This is a genomic window from Pseudobacillus wudalianchiensis (genome assembly GCF_001685015.1).
Lineage (GTDB): Bacteria > Bacillota > Bacilli > Bacillales > Domibacillaceae > Pseudobacillus > Pseudobacillus wudalianchiensis.
In genome coordinates this window covers 410,070-429,415 of record NZ_MAYT01000012.1, presented here as the reverse complement: position 1 = coordinate 429,415, position 19,346 = coordinate 410,070, and the positions used below count along the sequence as shown (strand labels likewise).

General features: G+C 41.4%; 23 protein-coding genes and 1 riboswitch. Of the genes, 2 read left to right on the top strand and 21 right to left on the bottom strand.

Annotated elements, in window-relative coordinates; all coding sequences use genetic code 11:
• Positions 1 to 34: 34 nt before the first annotated feature.
• Positions 35 to 129, bottom strand: a riboswitch (cyclic di-GMP riboswitch).
• Between the two features lie 350 nt (positions 130 to 479).
• Together A8F95_RS09830 and A8F95_RS09825 are read right to left on the bottom strand one after the other, a co-directional pair.
• A complete protein-coding gene (locus A8F95_RS09830) occupies positions 480 to 680 on the bottom strand; it encodes a YjfB family protein (RefSeq protein ID WP_065410341.1) in 201 nt (66 codons plus the stop codon).
• Positions 681 to 700: 20 nt separating this feature from the next.
• The gene (locus A8F95_RS09825; RefSeq protein ID WP_065410340.1) at positions 701 to 940 is read right to left on the bottom strand and encodes a hypothetical protein; all 240 of its coding nucleotides are present in this window, start codon (positions 938 to 940) and stop codon (positions 701 to 703) included.
• 180 nt (positions 941 to 1,120) lie between these two features.
• Between A8F95_RS09825 and A8F95_RS09820 the strand changes: the two genes are divergently transcribed.
• Complete coding sequence (locus A8F95_RS09820; RefSeq protein ID WP_065410339.1) at positions 1,121 to 1,627, top strand: hypothetical protein; 507 nt, start codon at positions 1,121 to 1,123, stop codon at positions 1,625 to 1,627.
• 75 nt (positions 1,628 to 1,702) lie between these two features.
• Complete coding sequence (locus tag A8F95_RS09815) at positions 1,703 to 2,056, top strand: hypothetical protein (protein WP_065410338.1); 354 nt, start codon at positions 1,703 to 1,705, stop codon at positions 2,054 to 2,056.
• A gap of 98 nt (positions 2,057 to 2,154) precedes the next feature.
• Here A8F95_RS09815 and A8F95_RS23395 read toward each other — a convergent pair whose 3' ends face one another.
• From A8F95_RS23395 to A8F95_RS09720, 19 genes are all read right to left on the bottom strand, one after another.
• On the bottom strand, positions 2,155 to 2,394 hold the full coding sequence (locus A8F95_RS23395; protein ID WP_425414988.1) for a flagellin: 240 nt from the start codon (positions 2,392 to 2,394) through the stop codon (positions 2,155 to 2,157).
• A 220-nt stretch (positions 2,395 to 2,614) separates the two neighbouring features.
• Positions 2,615 to 3,613 carry a flagellin N-terminal helical domain-containing protein gene (locus A8F95_RS09805; protein WP_065410337.1) on the bottom strand — a complete coding sequence of 333 codons (999 nt, stop codon included), beginning with the start codon at positions 3,611 to 3,613 and terminating at the stop codon, positions 2,615 to 2,617.
• 233 nt (positions 3,614 to 3,846) lie between these two features.
• The gene (gene csrA / locus A8F95_RS09800) at positions 3,847 to 4,071 is read right to left on the bottom strand and encodes a carbon storage regulator CsrA (RefSeq protein WP_065410336.1); all 225 of its coding nucleotides are present in this window, start codon (positions 4,069 to 4,071) and stop codon (positions 3,847 to 3,849) included.
• Between the two features lie 7 nt (positions 4,072 to 4,078).
• Positions 4,079 to 4,519, bottom strand: coding sequence for a flagellar assembly protein FliW (fliW, locus tag A8F95_RS09795; protein ID WP_065410335.1), 441 nt, complete (start codon positions 4,517 to 4,519; stop codon positions 4,079 to 4,081).
• A gap of 31 nt (positions 4,520 to 4,550) precedes the next feature.
• Positions 4,551 to 5,105: a DUF6470 family protein gene (locus A8F95_RS09790; RefSeq protein ID WP_065410334.1), complete on the bottom strand. Its 555-nt coding sequence runs from the start codon at positions 5,103 to 5,105 to the stop codon at positions 4,551 to 4,553.
• A 52-nt stretch (positions 5,106 to 5,157) separates the two neighbouring features.
• Complete coding sequence (gene flgL, locus A8F95_RS09785; RefSeq protein ID WP_065410333.1) at positions 5,158 to 6,036, bottom strand: flagellar hook-associated protein FlgL; 879 nt, start codon at positions 6,034 to 6,036, stop codon at positions 5,158 to 5,160.
• Positions 6,037 to 6,052: 16 nt separating this feature from the next.
• Positions 6,053 to 7,654, bottom strand: a complete 1,602-nt coding sequence (gene flgK, locus A8F95_RS09780; protein ID WP_065410332.1) for a flagellar hook-associated protein FlgK — start codon at positions 7,652 to 7,654, stop codon at positions 6,053 to 6,055.
• A gap of 18 nt (positions 7,655 to 7,672) precedes the next feature.
• On the bottom strand, positions 7,673 to 8,152 hold the full coding sequence (locus tag A8F95_RS09775) for a flagellar protein FlgN (RefSeq protein ID WP_065410331.1): 480 nt from the start codon (positions 8,150 to 8,152) through the stop codon (positions 7,673 to 7,675).
• Between the two features lie 100 nt (positions 8,153 to 8,252).
• On the bottom strand, positions 8,253 to 8,690 hold the full coding sequence (locus A8F95_RS09770; RefSeq protein WP_065410330.1) for a YaaR family protein: 438 nt from the start codon (positions 8,688 to 8,690) through the stop codon (positions 8,253 to 8,255).
• 96 nt (positions 8,691 to 8,786) lie between these two features.
• The gene (locus A8F95_RS09765) at positions 8,787 to 11,132 is read right to left on the bottom strand and encodes a flagellin N-terminal helical domain-containing protein (RefSeq protein ID WP_065410329.1); all 2,346 of its coding nucleotides are present in this window, start codon (positions 11,130 to 11,132) and stop codon (positions 8,787 to 8,789) included.
• Positions 11,133 to 11,134: 2 nt separating this feature from the next.
• Positions 11,135 to 11,593, bottom strand: a complete 459-nt coding sequence (fliS, locus tag A8F95_RS09760) for a flagellar export chaperone FliS (protein WP_342669950.1) — start codon at positions 11,591 to 11,593, stop codon at positions 11,135 to 11,137.
• Positions 11,594 to 11,636: 43 nt separating this feature from the next.
• On the bottom strand, positions 11,637 to 11,930 hold the full coding sequence (locus A8F95_RS09755; protein ID WP_065410328.1) for an EscU/YscU/HrcU family type III secretion system export apparatus switch protein: 294 nt from the start codon (positions 11,928 to 11,930) through the stop codon (positions 11,637 to 11,639).
• Positions 11,927 to 14,479, bottom strand: a complete 2,553-nt coding sequence (locus A8F95_RS09750; protein WP_065410327.1) for a hypothetical protein — start codon at positions 14,477 to 14,479, stop codon at positions 11,927 to 11,929. Before A8F95_RS09750 ends, A8F95_RS09755 begins: the two co-directional genes overlap by 4 nt.
• 132 nt (positions 14,480 to 14,611) lie before the next feature.
• The gene (gene flgM / locus A8F95_RS09745; RefSeq protein ID WP_065410326.1) at positions 14,612 to 14,875 is read right to left on the bottom strand and encodes a flagellar biosynthesis anti-sigma factor FlgM; all 264 of its coding nucleotides are present in this window, start codon (positions 14,873 to 14,875) and stop codon (positions 14,612 to 14,614) included.
• Between the two features lie 172 nt (positions 14,876 to 15,047).
• Complete coding sequence (locus A8F95_RS09740; protein WP_065410325.1) at positions 15,048 to 15,467, bottom strand: TIGR03826 family flagellar region protein; 420 nt, start codon at positions 15,465 to 15,467, stop codon at positions 15,048 to 15,050.
• A 21-nt stretch (positions 15,468 to 15,488) separates the two neighbouring features.
• Positions 15,489 to 16,202 carry a ComF family protein gene (locus A8F95_RS09735; protein ID WP_065410324.1) on the bottom strand — a complete coding sequence of 238 codons (714 nt, stop codon included), beginning with the start codon at positions 16,200 to 16,202 and terminating at the stop codon, positions 15,489 to 15,491.
• A complete protein-coding gene (locus tag A8F95_RS09730; protein WP_065410323.1) occupies positions 16,199 to 17,566 on the bottom strand; it encodes an ATP-dependent helicase ComFA in 1,368 nt (455 codons plus the stop codon). Before A8F95_RS09730 ends, A8F95_RS09735 begins: the two co-directional genes overlap by 4 nt.
• Positions 17,567 to 17,639: 73 nt before the next feature.
• Positions 17,640 to 18,266 carry a LysE family translocator gene (locus A8F95_RS09725; protein ID WP_065410322.1) on the bottom strand — a complete coding sequence of 209 codons (627 nt, stop codon included), beginning with the start codon at positions 18,264 to 18,266 and terminating at the stop codon, positions 17,640 to 17,642.
• A gap of 134 nt (positions 18,267 to 18,400) precedes the next feature.
• On the bottom strand, positions 18,401 to 19,252 hold the full coding sequence (locus A8F95_RS09720) for a DegV family protein (protein WP_065410321.1): 852 nt from the start codon (positions 19,250 to 19,252) through the stop codon (positions 18,401 to 18,403).
• Positions 19,253 to 19,346: the final 94 nt, after the last annotated feature.

Here is a 19,346-nt window from a genome sequence, read left to right as displayed (position 1 = left end):
TAAACAAAGTTCATAGAGAAAGACTATGATCCCTTGTGGCAACCGGCTGCCATCTATGTTTAAACATAAACATAGGTCAGGCCCGTGGCTTTGCGTCCCATCGTTTCCCATGGTTTGCTTTTTTCACTTAGTATTTTAGTATTGATTCTATTATACTATTTATCTCTCAAAAAAATAGGACCATTTTGCCTATATAAGGGTATTTGGTTTGTATTTTCATTTATACCAAAGTACCTGATAAACAACAGTAAAATTCCCCTTCACAAATTCGAGAGGGGGATGTATTTCATGACAAGTAAATAGATAAGCTGTTTAACCGTTCCCACATTTTTAATTACCTAAAAAATTGCTAACAAAAAATTCTTAGGTCTATTTAAAGATTTTGAGCAAGAATTGAATCAGATTTTTGAGACACGCTTTAGTTATATGCTTTTCTTGAACAAAAAAGAGTAACTATCTTGGCTACTCTAGTGACTTTTTTACCCTTTTAAATCAATAGTGCCCCCTAAATGTGGTTGGGCAGCACGTTGGATAGCTACTGCATTACCAGTACCCATTAACCTCTGAAGATCTTCTCCCTGCTGTTTTGCCTCTCCCATTACCATCTTCATCACTGATATAGAAGCTTGCTGCTGAACCTGTCCCTGACTCAGTGCTATTGACATGAATGCTATATCCATAAAAATGCCTCCTTTCTCTTCTAATGAATCACAGACTGTAACTGCTTTTCTAGAGAGTGAACCACATGTTTTAATTTATTCAATTGATCATTCAACTCGTCAATCTCTATTGAAGTAGGTTCATATTCAAGAGTGTACTCCACTATTCTCTTCATTTCATGGAGCTTCTCATTTATTTGTTCTAGAATGCGATCTCGTTCCCTGCACCATTGGAGCTGTTCTTCGAGAAAGGTTTTATATTCTTTAGGGCTTTCATTCATTTGCTTTACTCCTATCGAATGACTTTTTATGAGGCTTGTCGTGTTGATCCCATAAAACCTAGTGTAAATGTCTTTTTCATACATTATATCGGTTTGTTGAAGGGAAGTTTAAACGTGTGTTCTTTCAAACTGTTGGTTATACTAAAAACAAGAACAAATATTCGTACTAATGGAGGAAATATGAGTAATGCTACAAATAAATATTTATCTCGAATAACTGGAAAATTATTAGGTGACGGCTGTATAACAAAGCAAGTAAGCAGGAAGCCGAGGTTTCAATTTATTCACCGGCTGGAGGATATGGCGTGGAGTCAGTATTGTTATGAGAAGCTAAAAGATTTTCTTCCTCTCAATCTGCCTGCATATAAGCGGGTAGTTGATTTTAGACTCTTGGAAGGTTTTTCGGAGAGTTATATGGTTCAATCTAAAACAAGTGAAGTGATTACCGAGCTCGAAGAACTATGGTATAACAATCGTAAAAAACGGCTCCCTTTTGCTTTTATTAATCAACATTTAGATGAAGAAGCTTTAGCCTGGTGGTATCAGGATGATGGCCATCTAGCAAAGCAAAATAATATCCCTCAAAAAGTTATATTATCTACTGACAGCTTTTCTAAGAATGAAAATACCAAATTGCAGCAAATCCTTTATCAAAAATTTACTCTCTCTTTTAAATTAGATCAATAGAACCGCCTAATCTTATACGATCAGCCACAAATTTATTATTTTTTGAAACTCGTCGAACCTTACCTACATCCCTGCATGAATCGTAAAATAGTAAACAGCCAAGAACATCAAGAGCAGATCTTTACAACCAAAAGAACAACTATATATTTACCTGAACATCTTCTTCTCCATAAGCCAATAAAAGAAATCAACAAGGCATTTGCACATACTCATACAATAATTCAACAGCTAAAAGATAGAAAATCATTTTTACACCTGTACCGCCATTTTTATTCCTTACTTTTCTCTCAACACAAGCTCAAAGGTTTTCAAATCAATGTTATGGCTGAAAATAGAGCAAACCTTTATAAAATAAAACAACTTACAGGCTGGAGTCAGAGTCAAGTAACACTAATTTGTTTCGCCGAAAAAATAAAAGATATAATCTAAAAAACTTTCCAATGGAAAACAGAGTATTATTACTGAAGCATAGTTATATAAAAAGAAGCTCACCCCTTGAGGTGAGCTTCTTAAGCTTCTCTTTAAAATTAACGAAGAAGTTGTAGAACTCCTTGCGGCTGCTGGTTAGCTTGAGCTAACATAGCTTGTGCTGCTTGAGAAAGAATAGAATTCTTAGTTTGTTCCATCATTTCTTTCGCCATCGTGCGAACATTTGCTTTCACAAATGACCAGACTATATCTTCACCCTTTAGATATCTAGTAGGGGTCGGGCACTTCGGATTCACAATGCTGATGGACATTGTTTCACCTAGGGATTTCATCATCATAGCTTTCGCCTTAGATGGTCTATCCTAGTCGTTGAACCTTCTCCACTCTTTCAAGACAGGAGCTTGGCTGCTGATTGCCCAATCTTTTCTTTTTTCATACCTTCACGCTTGTCGTTTCCGACTACGTTGTGGCAAGAAAAGCTCTAAGGGTTTTCCAGCAATTCACCCGATTATGATCTCTAGCCGTTACCAGCTAGGACGACTGTGCTGTCACTGTCATTTAAGCAGCTAAAGCATAATCAACGTCACGGATACGAGATTCAGATGCTGTTAAGTTTTCAGAAGACGTTGCTAGATTATTAATACGGTGTTCTAAACGGTTTTGTTTAGCACCTAAGTTAGAACGTTCAGCTGATACTAAATTTATCGCATTATCTATAGCTGTAATTGCCGCATCTGCATTAGTTCTATTTTGTAGGTCATTACCATTAATTGAAAGACCAGTTGAACTCATATTACCAATGGCTAGAGTCATTGTTTCTCCTGAATTTGCTCCAGTCTGGAAAGTACCTCCAGTACCTGCGGAAATAACAATTTGTTTTCCATCTAGTCCAGCTGCACCAAATCCAGTATTAGTTTGAAGAGAAATTCCCCATTCACTAACATTAAGAGTTTGTGCGCCCGCCGCCATTGACTGTCCAGCTAAAGTAATTGTTTTTGTGCCATTAGAAATTGTTAAATCAGTTCCATCATCTGCAATAGTATATGTCCCAGCTGGTCCAGTAGCTTCAATTGATGCAACACCAGCAACCGCTAATGCAGTTGTATTCGAAGCATTTGTATCAACCTTATTACCGAATGAACCGTCTAACAAGTTCATTTTATTAAATTTCGTTTGAGTTGAAATATCATCAATCTCTTGTTTAAGTTGCTGGAACTCTTGGTCTAATGCATCTCTATCAACAGTATCTTGGTTTGTATCATTGGAAGCTTGAACTGATAGTTCACGCATACGTTGTAGGATTGAATGAGTTTCGTTTAAAGCTCCCTCTGCTGTCTGAATTAATGAAACTGCATCTTGAGAGTTTTTAGAAGCTTGGTCTAACCCACGAATTTGTCCACGCATTTTTTCAGAGATTGCTAGACCCGCTGCATCATCCCCAGCACGGTTAATACGAAGACCTGAAGATAATTTTTCCATCGATTTTCCTTGAGCACCATTTGCACTTGATAACTGACGATAAGTGTTCAACGCTGCAATATTATGATTAATTCTCATTTTAATTTCCTCCTTGAATGTGTTGTTCACGTCCGTGTGAACTTTTATTTATTGTGTAACGGGTCGTCGAGGTCGGCCGCCCTTGTTCCCCGTTACATGTTTAATATCGGAGGCCGCTGGGTAAGTTTAATAGTTTAAGAATAATTTTTTTATATTTTTTCCGATTGCGGAGAAATTGTGAAGCTGATGCTGAAATAAAAAAAGAGCCTCTTATGCAGAAGCCCTCTCGTTTGTCATTTATTCACTTTTCCTAACAGATTAAAGATGTCTTTTACTCCTGCTGATGCCTTTTCATTTTCTTCTTGGATAGCTAAATAGACTTCCTTCCGATGAATATCAACGTTCTTCGGTGCATTAATGCCAAGCTTAATCTGATCCCCTTTCACACTGACGACTGTGATTTCGATATCATCGCCAATTTGGATCGCTTCGCCTGTTTTTCTCGTTAAGACTAACATCCTTCGCTCACTCCTTTGCAGCGCCGGCCGGCATGATGAGGTGGCGGGTGTGGTAGCGGCTGTCGTTTAAGATAGCTTGTTTTGCTTTTTGATTGCTCGTATTGATAACCACTGGTGCTTGCAAGTTGGCTGTTGTTTCATTGAATGGTTCTCTGATAGTTAAAATTACATACACAGCAGCATCTTCTGGTTTTTGCAGCTCCAACATTTCAACAGTGGCCTCATCCAATTGAATGTCATAGTCTGGAAAAAAAGCAAATGGATTAGCACTGATGAAACCAAGCTCCCGAGTATTCACTGATTGTAAAACGAAAAAGGCCTCATTATCAGGAAAAGCAAGCAGTGTAAATTGTTTCTCATCCGCAAAACCCGGAATGCCGTGATGAAAATTCCAAATATCTTCTTCTTTAATTTCGATCTGTCCATGATATTTCGTTTCAATGTTCATTCCATTCACATTCCTTTTTAGTATTCATTCATTATTTTATTACATCAAACGTTAAAGACGGCTGCTGTTTCATAGAAACCTGTACATCCCCCGGCTTGTAGTGATGACGCACTTTGTTTGCCTGAATAGTAACCTCAGCCGCATGGGTTTTAGCCTTAATATCTACTTTACCCGCTGTGAAATACACTTTAACACTTCCAGGCGAAGGAACCCAACCAATATTGAATTCCAGTTCTGTTCCATGGCTATTTCGATCTGCTTGGGAAGCAAGCGCATTGCTGCCATTTTCAATTCTCATGAGCTCGTCTCCTTCGCTCGCCTGCTTTGCAATCGCTCCAAGCGCATCTTGATGCCCCTTTTGTGCTGCTTCTTCTATTAATCTAAAAACATGCTTTAAATTCATGTCTTCCCACGCTTTTGTTTGATCAATCGACAGCTGAGCCGGTGCGCTTTCGATGCTTATTTCAGCTGGCTGCTGCCGCAGGCTCACTTCGGCAGCCGGCTGTTCAATCGTCTGCATCGGTTTTTGAATATTTATTTGAATTTCCCCTCGTTGGGAGGTGATCCGTATTTGTGGCACTTGCATGTTTTTCCCCTCCACCCTTAACAAAATAAAAAACTATCCCCGCAGGAATAGTTTATCGTAAAAAGTCCATTAATGTCGGCTGAATGATACGGGCACCAATGCTCAGGGCTGCACGGTGAACGCTCTCTTGGGTTTTGAGTTCTGTAATGACCTTTTCCATATCAACGTCTTCGTTTTCAGACATAATGCGGCTAGCGATGACTTCTTGTTCTGTGACCCGATCTTCCATCAGTTCAATTCGATTTAAGCGGGCCCCCATATTGGCACGTTCATAGGTGATTGCTCCCATATGTTTATCAAGATCATCGAGAAAACCGCTAATTTCTTTGCCAGATTCACCTTTGCTCAGCTTATCAATAAGCTCACTAACATCTGAAAAAAGCTCCTTCGTAAATACTTTCGTCGGGTCCGCATTCACTTGTATATAAACCCCTTTAGACAGTTCCAACTGCACAGGGTTACCATTCGTTGAGACAGGTTCTGTCGCTTCCAGATCAACCGGCTGCTTGAGCGTGTTTGTTCCGTTAAATAGATACTTATCACCAAACTTGGTGTTAGCAATTTGCACAAGATGTTCCTTTAATTGCTTCACCTCTTGAGCAACAGCATCTCTTTGAGTTTCTTCATACGTATCATTACTTGCCTGTACAGCTAGCTCACGAATACGCTGTAAGGCTAAAGACGCTTTATCCAACGCCGAATCTGTATTCTCCGCCCAGTTGTATGCTTCTGAAAAATTACGTTTATACTGCTCGACTTCAAGTAAGTTCGTACGATAAGTCATTCCTTTCATCGCTACGACGGGATCATCAGAAGGCCGGGTAATTTTCTTTTGGGTATTCATTTGGTCCTGCAGTTTCCCAAGCCGTTCATAGCTGCTGGACAAGTTGGTCAACATATTATTAGAAAGCATTGATTGCGTTACACGCATCGCCCATCCCCCTTTCTTATCTTCCTACTGTTCCCATGCCATTAATAATTTTATCAAGCATCTCGTCAATGACCGTAATATTCCGCGCGGCTGCATTGTAGGCGTGCTGAAATTGAATTAGATTTGTCATTTCCTCGTCAAGCGATACTGAGCTAATCGATTGTCGGTTAACTTCTACTGAATCAGCGAGAACTGCGCTATTTTTTGTCATTCGGGCAGCCTGCTGGGCATCTACGCCTAAACCGCCAATTACGCCTTCATAGAAGGACTTAATTGTTCCATTTTTAATTGGCAATCCTAAGCCTGCCAAGTCTAATATTTGTCCACCTTCAAGCTTAATGCTTCCCTCTGATAAGATAAAGTTTTGAATATTTGCTAGATTAAGAGCGTTTTTTCCATCCCCAGCATTATCCTGGCTGCTTGAGGCTAAAATATCCTTTGCTTCAATAGTAGGATTTAAGCTAATCGAAGCAGCAGCGCCTGTATGGCCTGTTCCTGTCCCAAAAGTGAAGAACTCCTTTGTATGAGCTGACCCTTCTACCGGAAAACCGAGCTTATGAACTTCATTAAATAGAGTCGCGAAGGTAAACGCCATTTTATCCAACTCATTTAGCATATCCGGATAAGTGCCTTTTACTTCTCCGCCTTCTTCATAGCCATGTGCTTCTGCTAATGCTTTTAGCTTTCCTTGGGAGAAATCAGCTACATTAATCGATTGAATAGAAGTTCCAGTAGGATCTGTTACAGTAAATTGTGTAATCGGTCCGCCTAGTTGATCATTAATCTTGTCATCATTTGTGTCTGTTCCGTTGGCGAACCCAATTTGATTGAACTCTCCACCTTTGACAAGCTCGACAGCTGTACCATCCTTATTTATCAATGAAACCCTATAGGAACCTGTCGCCATTGATAGAGCATTTCCGCCAGAAACAACCTTTTCTATCTTTATATTAAGGTGACCGGACAGTTGATCTACAAGGCGATCACGTTCATCATATAAGTCATTAGGTAGGTAACCATGTGGCTCGATTTCACCAATTTGTTTATTTAAGCCAGCAATTTGTTGAAGGATAGAGTTAATTTCTTTGGCTGTGACTTCGACTTGGCTGCCGATGTCCTTTTGAACAGCTGACAAAGAACTGTGTAAGTATTGAAATGTGTCTGCTACTGCCTGACCACGCTGAAGCACCACAGATCGAGCCCCTTCATTTTCCGGATTAACACTCAAATCCTGTATCGATTGCCAAAACTGGCCCATTACAGCGGATAATCCGTTTGTACTTGGCTCATTTAGAATATTCTCCATTTTACTTAGCGCCTCTGATTTCGACTGCCAATAGCCAAGCTTATTGTTTTCTCCCCGGTATTGCATATCTAAAAAGCTTTCTCTAACACGTTCAATGGATCCTGCTTCCACACCTGTTCCCATTTGTCCGGGAATTTGCGGACGATTCATCGCGGGTGCAGGATAAGGTTCAGTCTGTTTAAAATTAACGCGCTGGCGCGTATAACCAGGCGTGTTTGCATTGGCAATATTATGCCCTGTTGTGCTAATCGCACTTTGCTGGGTGAACATGCCGCGCTTGGCAACCTCTAACCCATGAAAAGTTGAAACCATGAATACACCTCCGTTTTTTTAAGCTTTAGAATCAAACAATGATCTTGCAGGCATTACGGGGTCATCTTCCATCTCTTTTGTATAAACAGAAGAATCTTCAACTGGAAGCACCAAATCTAGATTAAGTGTGACAAACTGCAAGGATTGTTCCAGCAACAGTTGATTTAAAGAGTTAACTTCTTTTAACGCCGTTACCTGATTCAGCAATTCTTCTTGCAGTTCTTTTAATTTCATCTTTTCTGCGTCGTCAGCAAATTGCAGACATTCAGAGATCGACTGTTTTTCTTCAGAACGAATGATTTCTATAGCTACTTTCTTTTGAACCTTCTCTAACATCTCAATAGCAGCAAGGTGTGTTTGCTCATCTTTCATCATTTGGTTAAGAGCTTCAATGTTACCTTTTTTAATGATATCCGTTTTTTGATTGGCAATCTCAAACAAGCTTTTTTGTAGCTGTAGCATTTTTCCCAGTGTTTCTATGAGCGATTGGACAGACATAGATGTTTTCTCCTCGCTTCTAAACGAATTAAATTTTAATTATAGAAAGGTATCCTTCTTTTATATCGACATCACATTCTTTTTTTGAACACTTTAAGGCTCACGTATAAATATTAATGAGCAACCCCTGAATTTCTCCAACAAGCCCTAGTACTTCTAATCCCTTCTTTTCTTTATCAAGTACCGCGTTTGTTAAATCGATCAGCTTACTGTCTACTTCTTTCACAATCTTATAAACTTTTGTGCGCCCGCGTCTATTGAAGCCCCGCTGTTCCTCAAGCTGCAGACCATTATTGACGGCTTCTTCCATGAACTTCTTGACAAGTTTTTTATATTTCTTTAAATCTTCAACGGTTTGTGACTTGCTAAGCTTTTTTCCTTGCTCTTCAATTTCCTTCGTCATTGCCGTCATTTTGTCCAGCAATGTATCTCCTTTTTTCTTGGACATGACTTCTGAAAAGGAAACGGATTCTTTAGCTACCTCTTCTTTATGCTGAACATTGCTCACATTTGTTTTTGAGACTCTCTGGACTTCCATGAGATCCCTCCTATAGAGGATTAATTTATCTTATTTTATCTTATTTATAGAAAAAAGGAGGAGCCATAAAAGACCTACCTCCTTACTTATCCTATATTAGCCGTTTAATAGCTGTAAAATGCCCTGTGGAAGCTGATTAGCTTGAGCGAGCATTGCCTGGCCTGCCTGATTCAAAATGTTATTCTTCGTAAAGTTAGACATTTCCTTCGCCATATCCAGGTCTCTGATACGCGATTCTGCAGATGTTAAGTTTTCATTCGCAGATTGCAAGTTCGCAATTGTATGCTCTAATCGGTTTTGAATCGCACCTAAATTCGATCGTTCTGCCGATACTCTGGCAATTGCCTGGTCAAAGGCTATGATGGCCGCCTCTGCACTTTCTGTAGTAGATATATCTACAGCATACTCATTTTCTTTGCCATTTTCTACACCTGAAATCGCTGTGAAGCGAATAATGTGTTGTGCTCCATCTTTTCCGGTAATAGTCATTGTTTTGCCAGGTTGATCAGCAGAAACACCTAGAGCCATTGATCGCATATCTTTAATTCCTAGCTTTAAAGACTGCCCTTCATTAGCACCAATTTGGAGGTCAATAGATAAATCCGTTGTGCCACCTTTAACCGTAAAACCAGCTGTTCCATTGGATAGATCGCCAATGCCCATAGTCAAATCGCCATTAACAAAAGAAAGAGTAGAAGAAGTTTTGATTTTCTCGATTGTATCAACAACTGTACCGCCCACTGTTTGCAGTGTTGCATTCGTTACAGTTTTTCCTTCTACCTCAAATCTAATTGAACTACCATCAGTCAAATTACCAGTCTTAAAAGAAATGTTTGTTGGGTCTCCAAAAGTAAAAGAACCATTTTGATCAATAGTGATAGCGTCCTCGCCTGCTACTGGGTTGCCGTTTCCATCTACCAGAGTTCCTGTAAACACACTTTTCGTGCCAATCGTCAAAGTAATATCATTATTACCTGCACTATATTGACTTGGATCGATAGAGGTTTTGACCAAAATTCCATCACCAACAGAAATCTCATCGCCTAACGCAAACTCGACACCTTCATATGAAAACGTTGACGTAGTATTAATAGTCGAGCTTTGATTTAACTGAGTATCTGTGAACCCGTTATGGCTGAAGGTATAATCAATCCCATTAGCGGTGATAACGGTGTCTCCAGCTGTATCTTCGGCCAAAGTTTCTCCTATTTTAGCGCCGTTTAGATGTAATTCAAGTTTTCTTTCAATATTAAATTCGTTATATTTACCGTCATTTCCCGTTAACGCACTGTTAATATCTGTAGCAGTGGTGAAAGTAACACCAAGTTCAGTACCATCTGCTTTATAAAACTTATAATTCTGTACACTAGAATCTAACGTAACTGCCTTTGAAAGATCGGCACCAGCTCCATCTTTTAAAGTAACAGTGAATTGTCCTGGGGTAGGTTCATTGAATTCTAATCGAAATCCATTTCCAGTCTGAGTAAAGGTACTAGGGTCGATATCTAAATGTGTAATAAAGTTACTCGCAGAAGCAGTTCCGTTAGTGATTGCCGTATTACCGCTTGTTATCTTCACTTCAAATTGATCGGAATCATTGATGCTATTGGCATCTGAAACAGCAAGGTTAGTAATACCCAAAGTATTTCCAGTTACATCAAGGCTGTTTTCTTTTTTTAATGTGATTTGTTTAGTATCCCCATCAACTAAGCTGGAAGTAGGTAAGATGCTAGAAGCTGTAATCAACTGTGAAGATTCACTAATAGTCTTTGTCTGGCTTTCTAAAGTATTGATTTGATAGGTTCCGGGAATAAGACTGGAAGTAGGATCAATCATCACTTCCGGGAACTCAACTGTTGGGGTTACTGAAATGTCTTTTGTATTAATATCTTTAATTATTACTTGGTAATCCCCGTCTGCTAATTCGGTTGTAGCCGAGTTCAACTTGACTGTGGAGCCATCAATTTGAGTCGCGCCTTTATTAAGTGTCCCATTCAACTCCAAAGATCTAGCTTCAGGAGACATTTTAGAGTTTAATAATTTCTTTGTGTTAAACTCAGTCGAATTCCCAATTCTGTTTATTTCTGACGTCAGTTGGTTAACTTCTTTTTGGATAGCTTCACGATCTGTATCTTCCAAAGTACCATTTGCTGCCTGGACGGCTAGTTCTCTCATCCGCTGTAGAATTTCATGTGTGGATGAAAGGGCTCCTTCTGCTGTTTGAATCAACGAAATAGCATCAAGGGAGTTTCTCTCCGCCATATCTAGTCCGCGAATTTGGGAACGCATTTTTTCAGAGATCGCTAGTCCTGCCGCGTCATCAGCTGCACGGTTAATGCGTAGACCAGACGATAGTTTTTCTAAGCTTTTTGATGTGCTGGACATCGTCTGGCTCAAATTACGATAGGCATTCAGAGCCTGAATGTTGTGATTAATCCGCATGTTTATTTCCCCACTTCCACTGTATTTAGCTCCCGATCAGATACCATGACATGCTTTTCATACGCACTGGATTGTTTCCGGAATGATGATTGTTTTAGAGTCGGTTTAGCCTTCATCGTTGCTGTCCATGCACCAGTAATCTCTTCTAAAATAGTCAGTATTTCTTTAGCAAGTGATGCATCTTTTTTAATATTTGCCTCAATAAGCTGATCTGCCATGTAATTATATAAAGCATCAAGCTGATCTGCGATAATGCCAGATTCATAATTAAGCCCCACACCAAGGCGATGTAAAATATCATTTACCTTTTGCATCGCTTGATTTGCTTCAATGTATTGTTGGTTTTCAAGTTGTTTAATTGCCGTTTTTAAATTAGTCACTGCCGCTTCATAAAGTAAAGCAGTCAGTTCTTGTGAGGATTTTTGGTAAATCATTTCTTTTGTTAAAAAGTCCACTTCCATTCCCCTCCTAGCTATCTTTTTTATCGGACAGCGTTAAGAATAATTAATACTTTTTTTCCATTTCTTCTATCAAAATCAAAATTTCCGCAATAGCCGTATATAACTGAGGAGGAATGCTGTCACCGAGATCGATGTCAAGAAGATTGGACAATAAGCTCTCATCTTCCTCCATATGGATATTATGCTTATTGGCCAATTCAATGATTTTTGCGGCAAGCTGCCCCTTTCCCTGGGCGACGACAGTGGGTGTATCGCTGCCTTCATCATAACGAATGACCGCAGCAGAAGGACCATTCATACGCTTTCGGCTGACCTGATTAAAATATTTTGGCATCATATTGTGTAGTCATATCCTTTCTCTGTCATCACTGGGAGAAGTGTATTTTCTGATTTTTCCTTCTTAGATCTGGCTGAAGGAGCAGCTTCTTTTGTCAATTCTTCAAATTGAATAGCTCCCACTTGATAACCGATATCTCCCAAACGTTCTTTTGCTGCTTCTGCAAGAGGAGACATCCGTTCTTTAAAACCTGGCTTATCATTTTTCACTTTTATTGATAACAATCGGTCAACTGCTGTTAAAGACACACCTATTTCGCCAAGCTTTTTTGTTTCAAATAGAAAATAAAGACTACAATTCTCCCAATCAACTGTCTGTTGACCGCTTTTTGACTGAATGAAGACTTTAAAGTTTTCTACTTTGTCTTGCAGTAAAAATGGCAGTGACATCATCATACTTTGCAGGCCGCCTGTATCTGTTTTGCTTAAAAGCTGTTGACCGGTAATTTGTGAAAGCAACTGATCTGTTTTTCCACCCGCACTGCCTTCATCCGTCTGAGCCATCCGCATTAACATATTTTTCAATGAAGCATTTAGCTCCTCTTGTGGTTTCCCCTTCGATAAGAGAGCATTCGCCTGCTCATGTTCGTAGGTCAATCCCATTGTACGCATGTGTTCAAATGCTCGTCGGCCCGTTGGCTCATCATGCATCATGCGCAAGGATTGACTGATACCTTCAGCTGTTTCCTTTTTTAAAGATGGCGGTTCAAATTGAAGCAATTCTTTTGAAACGAAATGCTTTACTCGGACATCGGCCGGTTTGAATATAACATTCTCTATTAATTTTTTTACTTCACTAACAATTTTACTAGCTTCCGAAGTTTGTCCCTTCATAAGCAGCTGTTTTGCTTCGGAGAGTTGTGAGCTGGCTCTTAGAAGCTTCTTCTCCGTTGCCATGTCTGTATATAGCAGAAAGTCTCCTTTTAGAATCGTTTTATCAAGCATTTTAATCGTCGATTCCAGCAGAGGCTTTACTTGCGGGAGAGAACGCTGTTTGAATTGGTTTATCAGTCCGTCCATCATTTGCAGATTCCGAGAAATGTCCCGCTTTATTTGTTTGAAATCGATTGTCATTTGCGAAAGTTTTTCAGTGATTTTGGTAACAATTAAGTCTTTCGAATGAGCAGGAAGAGACGCGATTATTTCATTGGGTATTGTGTATACCTCATCGGCAGGAATAAGGGATGCTGGCTGCAGTTTCGCATCTGCCTCTTGGAGAATGTGCATTAGTTCTCCACGCGCAGCAAGCTCTTTCCCCCCTGCCATTTCCTGTTCTGCTTTTTCAACACCTAATTCGATTGATTTACCCAAGCCAGCAGGCAATTTATTATCTGCTAGCAGTCCGTCACGAACCTGTCTCAACAATTTTTGCATGTCTGGCTCTTTTTTGACCATACGAATTGCTTCATTAATCTCTGTTTTTGCGTTAATCGCTTTAACATCTGGCTGAACGTTTGCCTTCGCTTTTTCCTGTCCAATTAGATGGTCTATTTCTTTTAACAACTGCGGAGAAGCTGATAATTCTTTGGAAAACTTATCCTTAACTGCTTCACTAATTTCAGTTAGGTCCGCTCCTTGCTGCAACTCTTCAATCAATTGTCCGATAGCCATGGAACCCGGATTCTGTTTCCCCAATGTCTGTAGGATGGCTGTTAATTTTTGCGCAGCTGTTATTTCTGTTTTTTCTGCTGCTACCGCTGTTGCAGGGGACATACGATTAGCTAGCATTTCTAGTTTAATAGCATCGTCTATGCTTTTTGAAATTTGCGGAGAAGTTAACAATTCTTTAGCAAATTGCAGCTTGATTGCTTCTCCGACTTTCTTAACGCTTTCTCCTTGCTTTAGTGCTTCGATTAATTGCTGAATAACAGGATCGTTTGGTCTTTGTTTTGCTACCGCCTGCAATACATCCGTTAGTTTTTGGATAGCTGTTTCAACTAATTTCTGTGAAGTATATGCAGGCTTAGCTTGCGTCTCCAGCTCCAGCCCTGTTTCTTTAAGTAATTGGCTAACTGACTCGCCTACTGAGCTTTTATGAAGAGCATCATGAACATAGCTTAGCTGTTTGGCAGTTATCTCTAGCTGTTTATTAGCAGCTGCTTTTATAGTTTCCAGCTTTTGCGGCAGAGACCCTTCTGCTTTCCCGACAAATAACTTGATCTCTTGAAGAGTCTCTCTATTTAACGGTATTCCTTTTTCCATTAAAACGCTCACTGCGGCTTTGACGTCGGATGATAATGGCTGACCGCTATTCAATCGGACAAGCAGTTGATCGGCCGTCATTTTTTCTGCCGGCCTTCCAGCCGCTTCAGCTGCTTTGACTACTGGCATCCCATCTTTTGTCTGAAGGACTTCTATTGCTACTTTTCCGCTCTCTGGCAAATCCCCTTCTACTTTTACTGTGACGTCCTTGCCTCTAATCTGTAGTATAGCTTCATTACCCGGCAGTTTCTCTTTTACCTTTGCTTGATAAACGTCTCCTTCCTTCAATATCAATGAAGTCCCTTCTGATGAGACGGCTGAAAGCTTAGGATCCAAATTCACCTGCATATTTTTCACTCTCCAATAAAATGGATAATCATTCGTCCTATTTAACAAAAAATTGCTCAACCTTGAGCACAATCGCTCGTTTGACTTAAAAAAGAGAGAGGGCTTGATTGCAAGCAGACCCTCTCTTCTTTTCTATTTCTTATAAAACTTCACAATGCCCTCAGCGATTTTCTCCGGCTGCGGCTGATATTCACCTTTGGCTACCTGTTGTTTCAGGCTTGCGATTTTTTCCATACGTTCTTTTGTCAATTTAGACACTTCCTGCATGCCTTTTGCCGCTGAAGAGATTTCCAGTTTATCTTTTGGCGCCTCGACCGCTTTTTTTGCCTCTTGCACTTTGTTTAGCTGTCTTTGGTACGGATTGATGCCGGACACGCCATTCTGGTTAATTTTCACGTCTGTTGATCCCTCTCTTTCTTTTTTTCCGATTTTCTCATTTGATTACTCATTATATCGGTTTTTTGGAAAAAAAGTTAACAGCGGTTTCATAGGCGGTTTTTATCAATTTTTCTTAAAGGTCCATTGCCGCTCAAAAAAGAAAATCGGGTCATTTTTACTATCTCTATTTTTAATTTCTTTTATTCGCCGCAAAATAAGTTGTGTGCTTTTCATGTTTTACTTTTTCGGCTGCAAAGGCTTCCTCACGCTGGATTTGCTTTAAATCCGTTTCAATGTCGTTTGAACAATTCCCGCAAATCTTGCCTTTGTTAATAATGGCTCCGCATCGGTCACATGGATAGCCGAGGTTCGGAAAATGGGCTGCATGGAGTCGGCCTTTTTTCATCCATTTGTGAATGAGCACCTCATCCACTCCTGTCACTTCTACAACTCGTTCAATTGTAGCTGCCCGGTTTTCCCGCTGGCGTAAAAATTTATAGACTGTTTCATACAGTTGTTCTTCTTCTTTTGCACACTTCGCACAAACATCACGAAATGCATTCTCCATGTAAAGATCACCGCAACGCGGACAGTTGACAATTTCCCCCATATTAATACCTCCAACAATCACTTAGGTTCCTTGTCCTCTGGCAAGCGTGAGTGCACTCACTTCCGCTGCTCCTGCCTGTTTCAACAAGTAAGCGGCCTGCCTTAGGGTAGAGCCTGTAGTATATATATCGTCCAGGATGAGAATTTTTTTATGACAAAAGGAGGATTTTTCTTTTATTTTAAAAACTTGAGGAGCTTGGAGGCGTTCCACACGGGATTTCTTTGATTGCTTTTCAGAATGGATACGCTCAAGAACAGGAGTGATTTCAAGTCCGGCTTCTTCGGCCAATGCTTCAGCTTGATTAAATCTCCGTTCATATAGGCGCTCTTCACTAAGTGGCACGGCGACAACTAGATCATACGTCATCTGCTTCGCTGTTTCTCTGATGTCTTTGGCAAATAGTTTAGCTAGCACATAATCGCCCCGATATTTGAAACGGGCAATCACTTCTTTCATCGCGTCGTTATAAACGTATAGTGAGCGGTTTTCAACAAGCGCTCCCCGATAAAGCGGATCTTCTTCCCAGCGCACACAGTCTAGACAAACCCCTTCAATGATAAAAGACGAATCAAGCGCAGCAAGCGGACGTGAACAAGTTCGACAGCCTTCTCCCTTTATTTTTTCAAAGGACTGCCGGCACTTCTCGCAAATGACAGGCGGGTCCTCCAGCAGGAAAAATTGATGCCAGCTTAATATCCTATTTGTTTCTTCCTCGCATAGCAAACACTTATTCATCGATCAAGCCACCCCCTTTCTATCCCTTCTCTGTTCATTTGTTCAATATGGGAAACCGCCTTCACGATCGCTTTTGTTTTACCGTAGTGAAAAAAGCGAACTTCCCCGTCCGGAAAATCTGCACTTCTGCCGGCACGTCCGGCGATTTGCACGAGCGCACTTTCAGTAAACACATCGTCTTCTGCGCCGATCACAGCGACGTCAATGTTCGGGAATGTTACTCCACGTTCTAGGATGGTCGTAGATAATAAAAGCGGCAGCTGCCGCGTACGCATAAGGGCGACCTTTTCTTTTCGCTGGGGGTCTTCTGCATGCACAGAGGTGATCAAAGGGTCTAACTGTTGAAACAACAGGAGAGCTTTCTGCATAGAGTCAATATGCGGGAAAAAGAGAAGGGCTTGCTTGTTCTCCTGCAGACGCTTCATCGTCCAGTCTTTTACATTGGCTGGCAATCGTCCTTTTTGAGTCGCCTTTCTCCAGTTGCCGCACCAGCTGAGCAGAGGAACAGGCAGCGGCTGGCGATGAAAGCGGGCAGGAATTTTGACGAATGGCCTATTGCCTTGGCGGCATTCTTTTTGCCACGTTTCGTTTGGGGTGGCTGTTAAGTAAATAAGAGCGGATTCAGGTTTGCGGGCTTTTTGAACAGCAAATTGCAAGGAGGTGTCATAGGAATAAGGAAAAGCATCGACTTCATCGACAATCGTCACGTCAAATGCTTGATAGAAGCGAAACAATTGGTGAGTGGTAGAGACAACGAGCGGACTGTAGCGGTGACGGTCAGGGCTGCCGCCATATAAAGCCGTAACAGTTGTTCCAGGGAAGACCTTTTGCAGACGCGGAGCCAGCTCAAGGACCACATCTGTCCTCGGAGTGGCGATACAAACGCGTTTTCCTGCAAGCAAGGCGGATTCGATGCCACGAAAGAGCACTTCTGTTTTACCGGCTCCGCATACCGCCCAAATTAACTGTTCGCTGTTATGGCGAACAGCCTGAACAACAGCACGAGAGGCAGCCGACTGTCCTTCTGATAACTGGCCGCTCCACTGAAGCGTGCCGTTTCCTTCATGCGGCGGTTCTGGACCTGTCCAGTGAACGAGCTGAGTACAACCGGAGACACGCCCCATCATCAGGCAATGGCGGCAATAGGGACACATTGTTTTACAGCGAGCACATGGAAAAACAGCAAATCGGTCTTGTTGATCATTGCCGCAACGCTCACAATAAAAAGTTTGCTTTTTCTTTGAAATACCGGGAAGCCGCTCGGTGTTCGGAGAGTCTGGGAGTGGAAAGGGGATTTCTTCTTGGAGCAGGAGCCGGCCGGAAAGAAAGGCGGCGATTGAAGAGGAAGAATGAGAGGGATGCATGTTTTATCTCCTTTTTGATGAGTTTCTTCTATTATATAGCTCTCCCTAATTAGGAGAAGGGAGAGCCTGTATCTTACTGATTTTGAAAAGCTACTTTCAAACCGAGTGCGATATAAATCGTGCCGACAATTTTACCGCTCCATCTGCCGATCCAGGAAATCCGCTTGACTAATCTTCCAAGCGGACCCATGCCGACAGCGATTAGAGTGGTATACGTAAAGCTCATGAATACAAAAATGAGACCGAGCACAAGGAACTGTATGATCGCAGCTCCTTGCTCTGGATGGATAAACTGCGGTAAAAAGGCTAAAAAGAAAAGAGCTGTTTTGGGATTGAGTACCTCAGCAATAATCGCCTGGCCGTATACGCTAGCGCTCGAAACCGGTGAAACCTTAGGCATTTCCGGATCAGCAGGCTTTTCCAACATCGCCCGGATGCCCATGTAAAGCAAATAAGCAGCACCCGCAAATTTCACGATATTGAAGGCGAGCGCAGATGTCATGAGAATGGCGGAAAGTCCAATAGCCGCAAACACCGTATGGATAAAATCCCCGGTCGCAATACCAGCGCCCGCCATAATGCCCGCTTTACGCCCACTCTGTGCCGTCCGGGTAATGGTCAGAAAAACAGCAGGGCCCGGAATTAAAAACAGCCCCATTACAACCGCGATGAATGTACCTAAAGTTGAAATGTCAAACATATGAAACGACCCCTCTCTGCTTTTTCATAGATAATGAGCTAGCTGGCCGCTTGTTTATTTTATCGGAATAATCGAGTTTATTAGCCAAAAATCAATTTTATCATCCAACATCACCATTTTATTAGCGAAACACATTAATCCCGCTTCTTTGTCCAGCCAAAACCAAAGGCGCCTTCACCAAGATGGGTTCCAATAACTGGACCGAAGTAGCTAATCGTGAAAGTAGCTTCTGGGAATCGCTCCTTCAGCTCTTCTACCCAAAGACGGGCTTCTTTTTCCCGATTAGCATGAATAATCACCGCTTCTAGCGGCTCACCTTTTTCATAGTCTTCTCCGAATAGATCAGCGACCCGTTTGAGTGCTTTTTTGCTCGTGCGAATTTTCTCAAACGGCACAATGACCTTATCAACAAAATACAGCAACGGCTTCACTTGCAAAAGCCCGCCGATTAAAGCCTGAGCACTGCTTAATCGCCCGCCCCGCTTCAAATGATTTAAATCATCGACAACAAAATACGCTTTCACAGATGACCGCATCGCTTCCAGCTCCTGCAAAATCGCTTCCGGCCCTTTTCCTTCCAAAGCCAGTTCAGCAGCACGAATTGCATAAAACGCCTGCGGACCACAGCTGATTTCCGAGTCGAACGAGTGGACGGCTAAGCCTTCCACCATATCAGCAGCAGCGATAGACGTCTGATACGTACCGCTGATCCCGCTCGATAAATAGATGCCGATTACCGCCTCATAGCCTTCATCTGCCAAGCACTCATACAATTTCACAAACTCGCCAATCGGCGGCTGCGTCGTCGTCGGCAGCTTCGCCTCTGTGCGGACGACTTCATAAAATTCTTCTGCCGTAATATCTAGTTCTTCTCTATATGTTTCCTGCCCGATTACCACACTTAACGGGATCATATGTATATGTAGCTCGTCACACAATTCTTTCGAAAGGTAGCTCGTACTATCCGTTACAATAGCCGTTTTCATAAAAGTCACCCCCTTGTTTCTCGTAGTAAAAAGCTTTTCTTCTATTCTATTAAATATAGCGCTTGTTTGCATCTCTTTTCGCTAAAATGCAAAA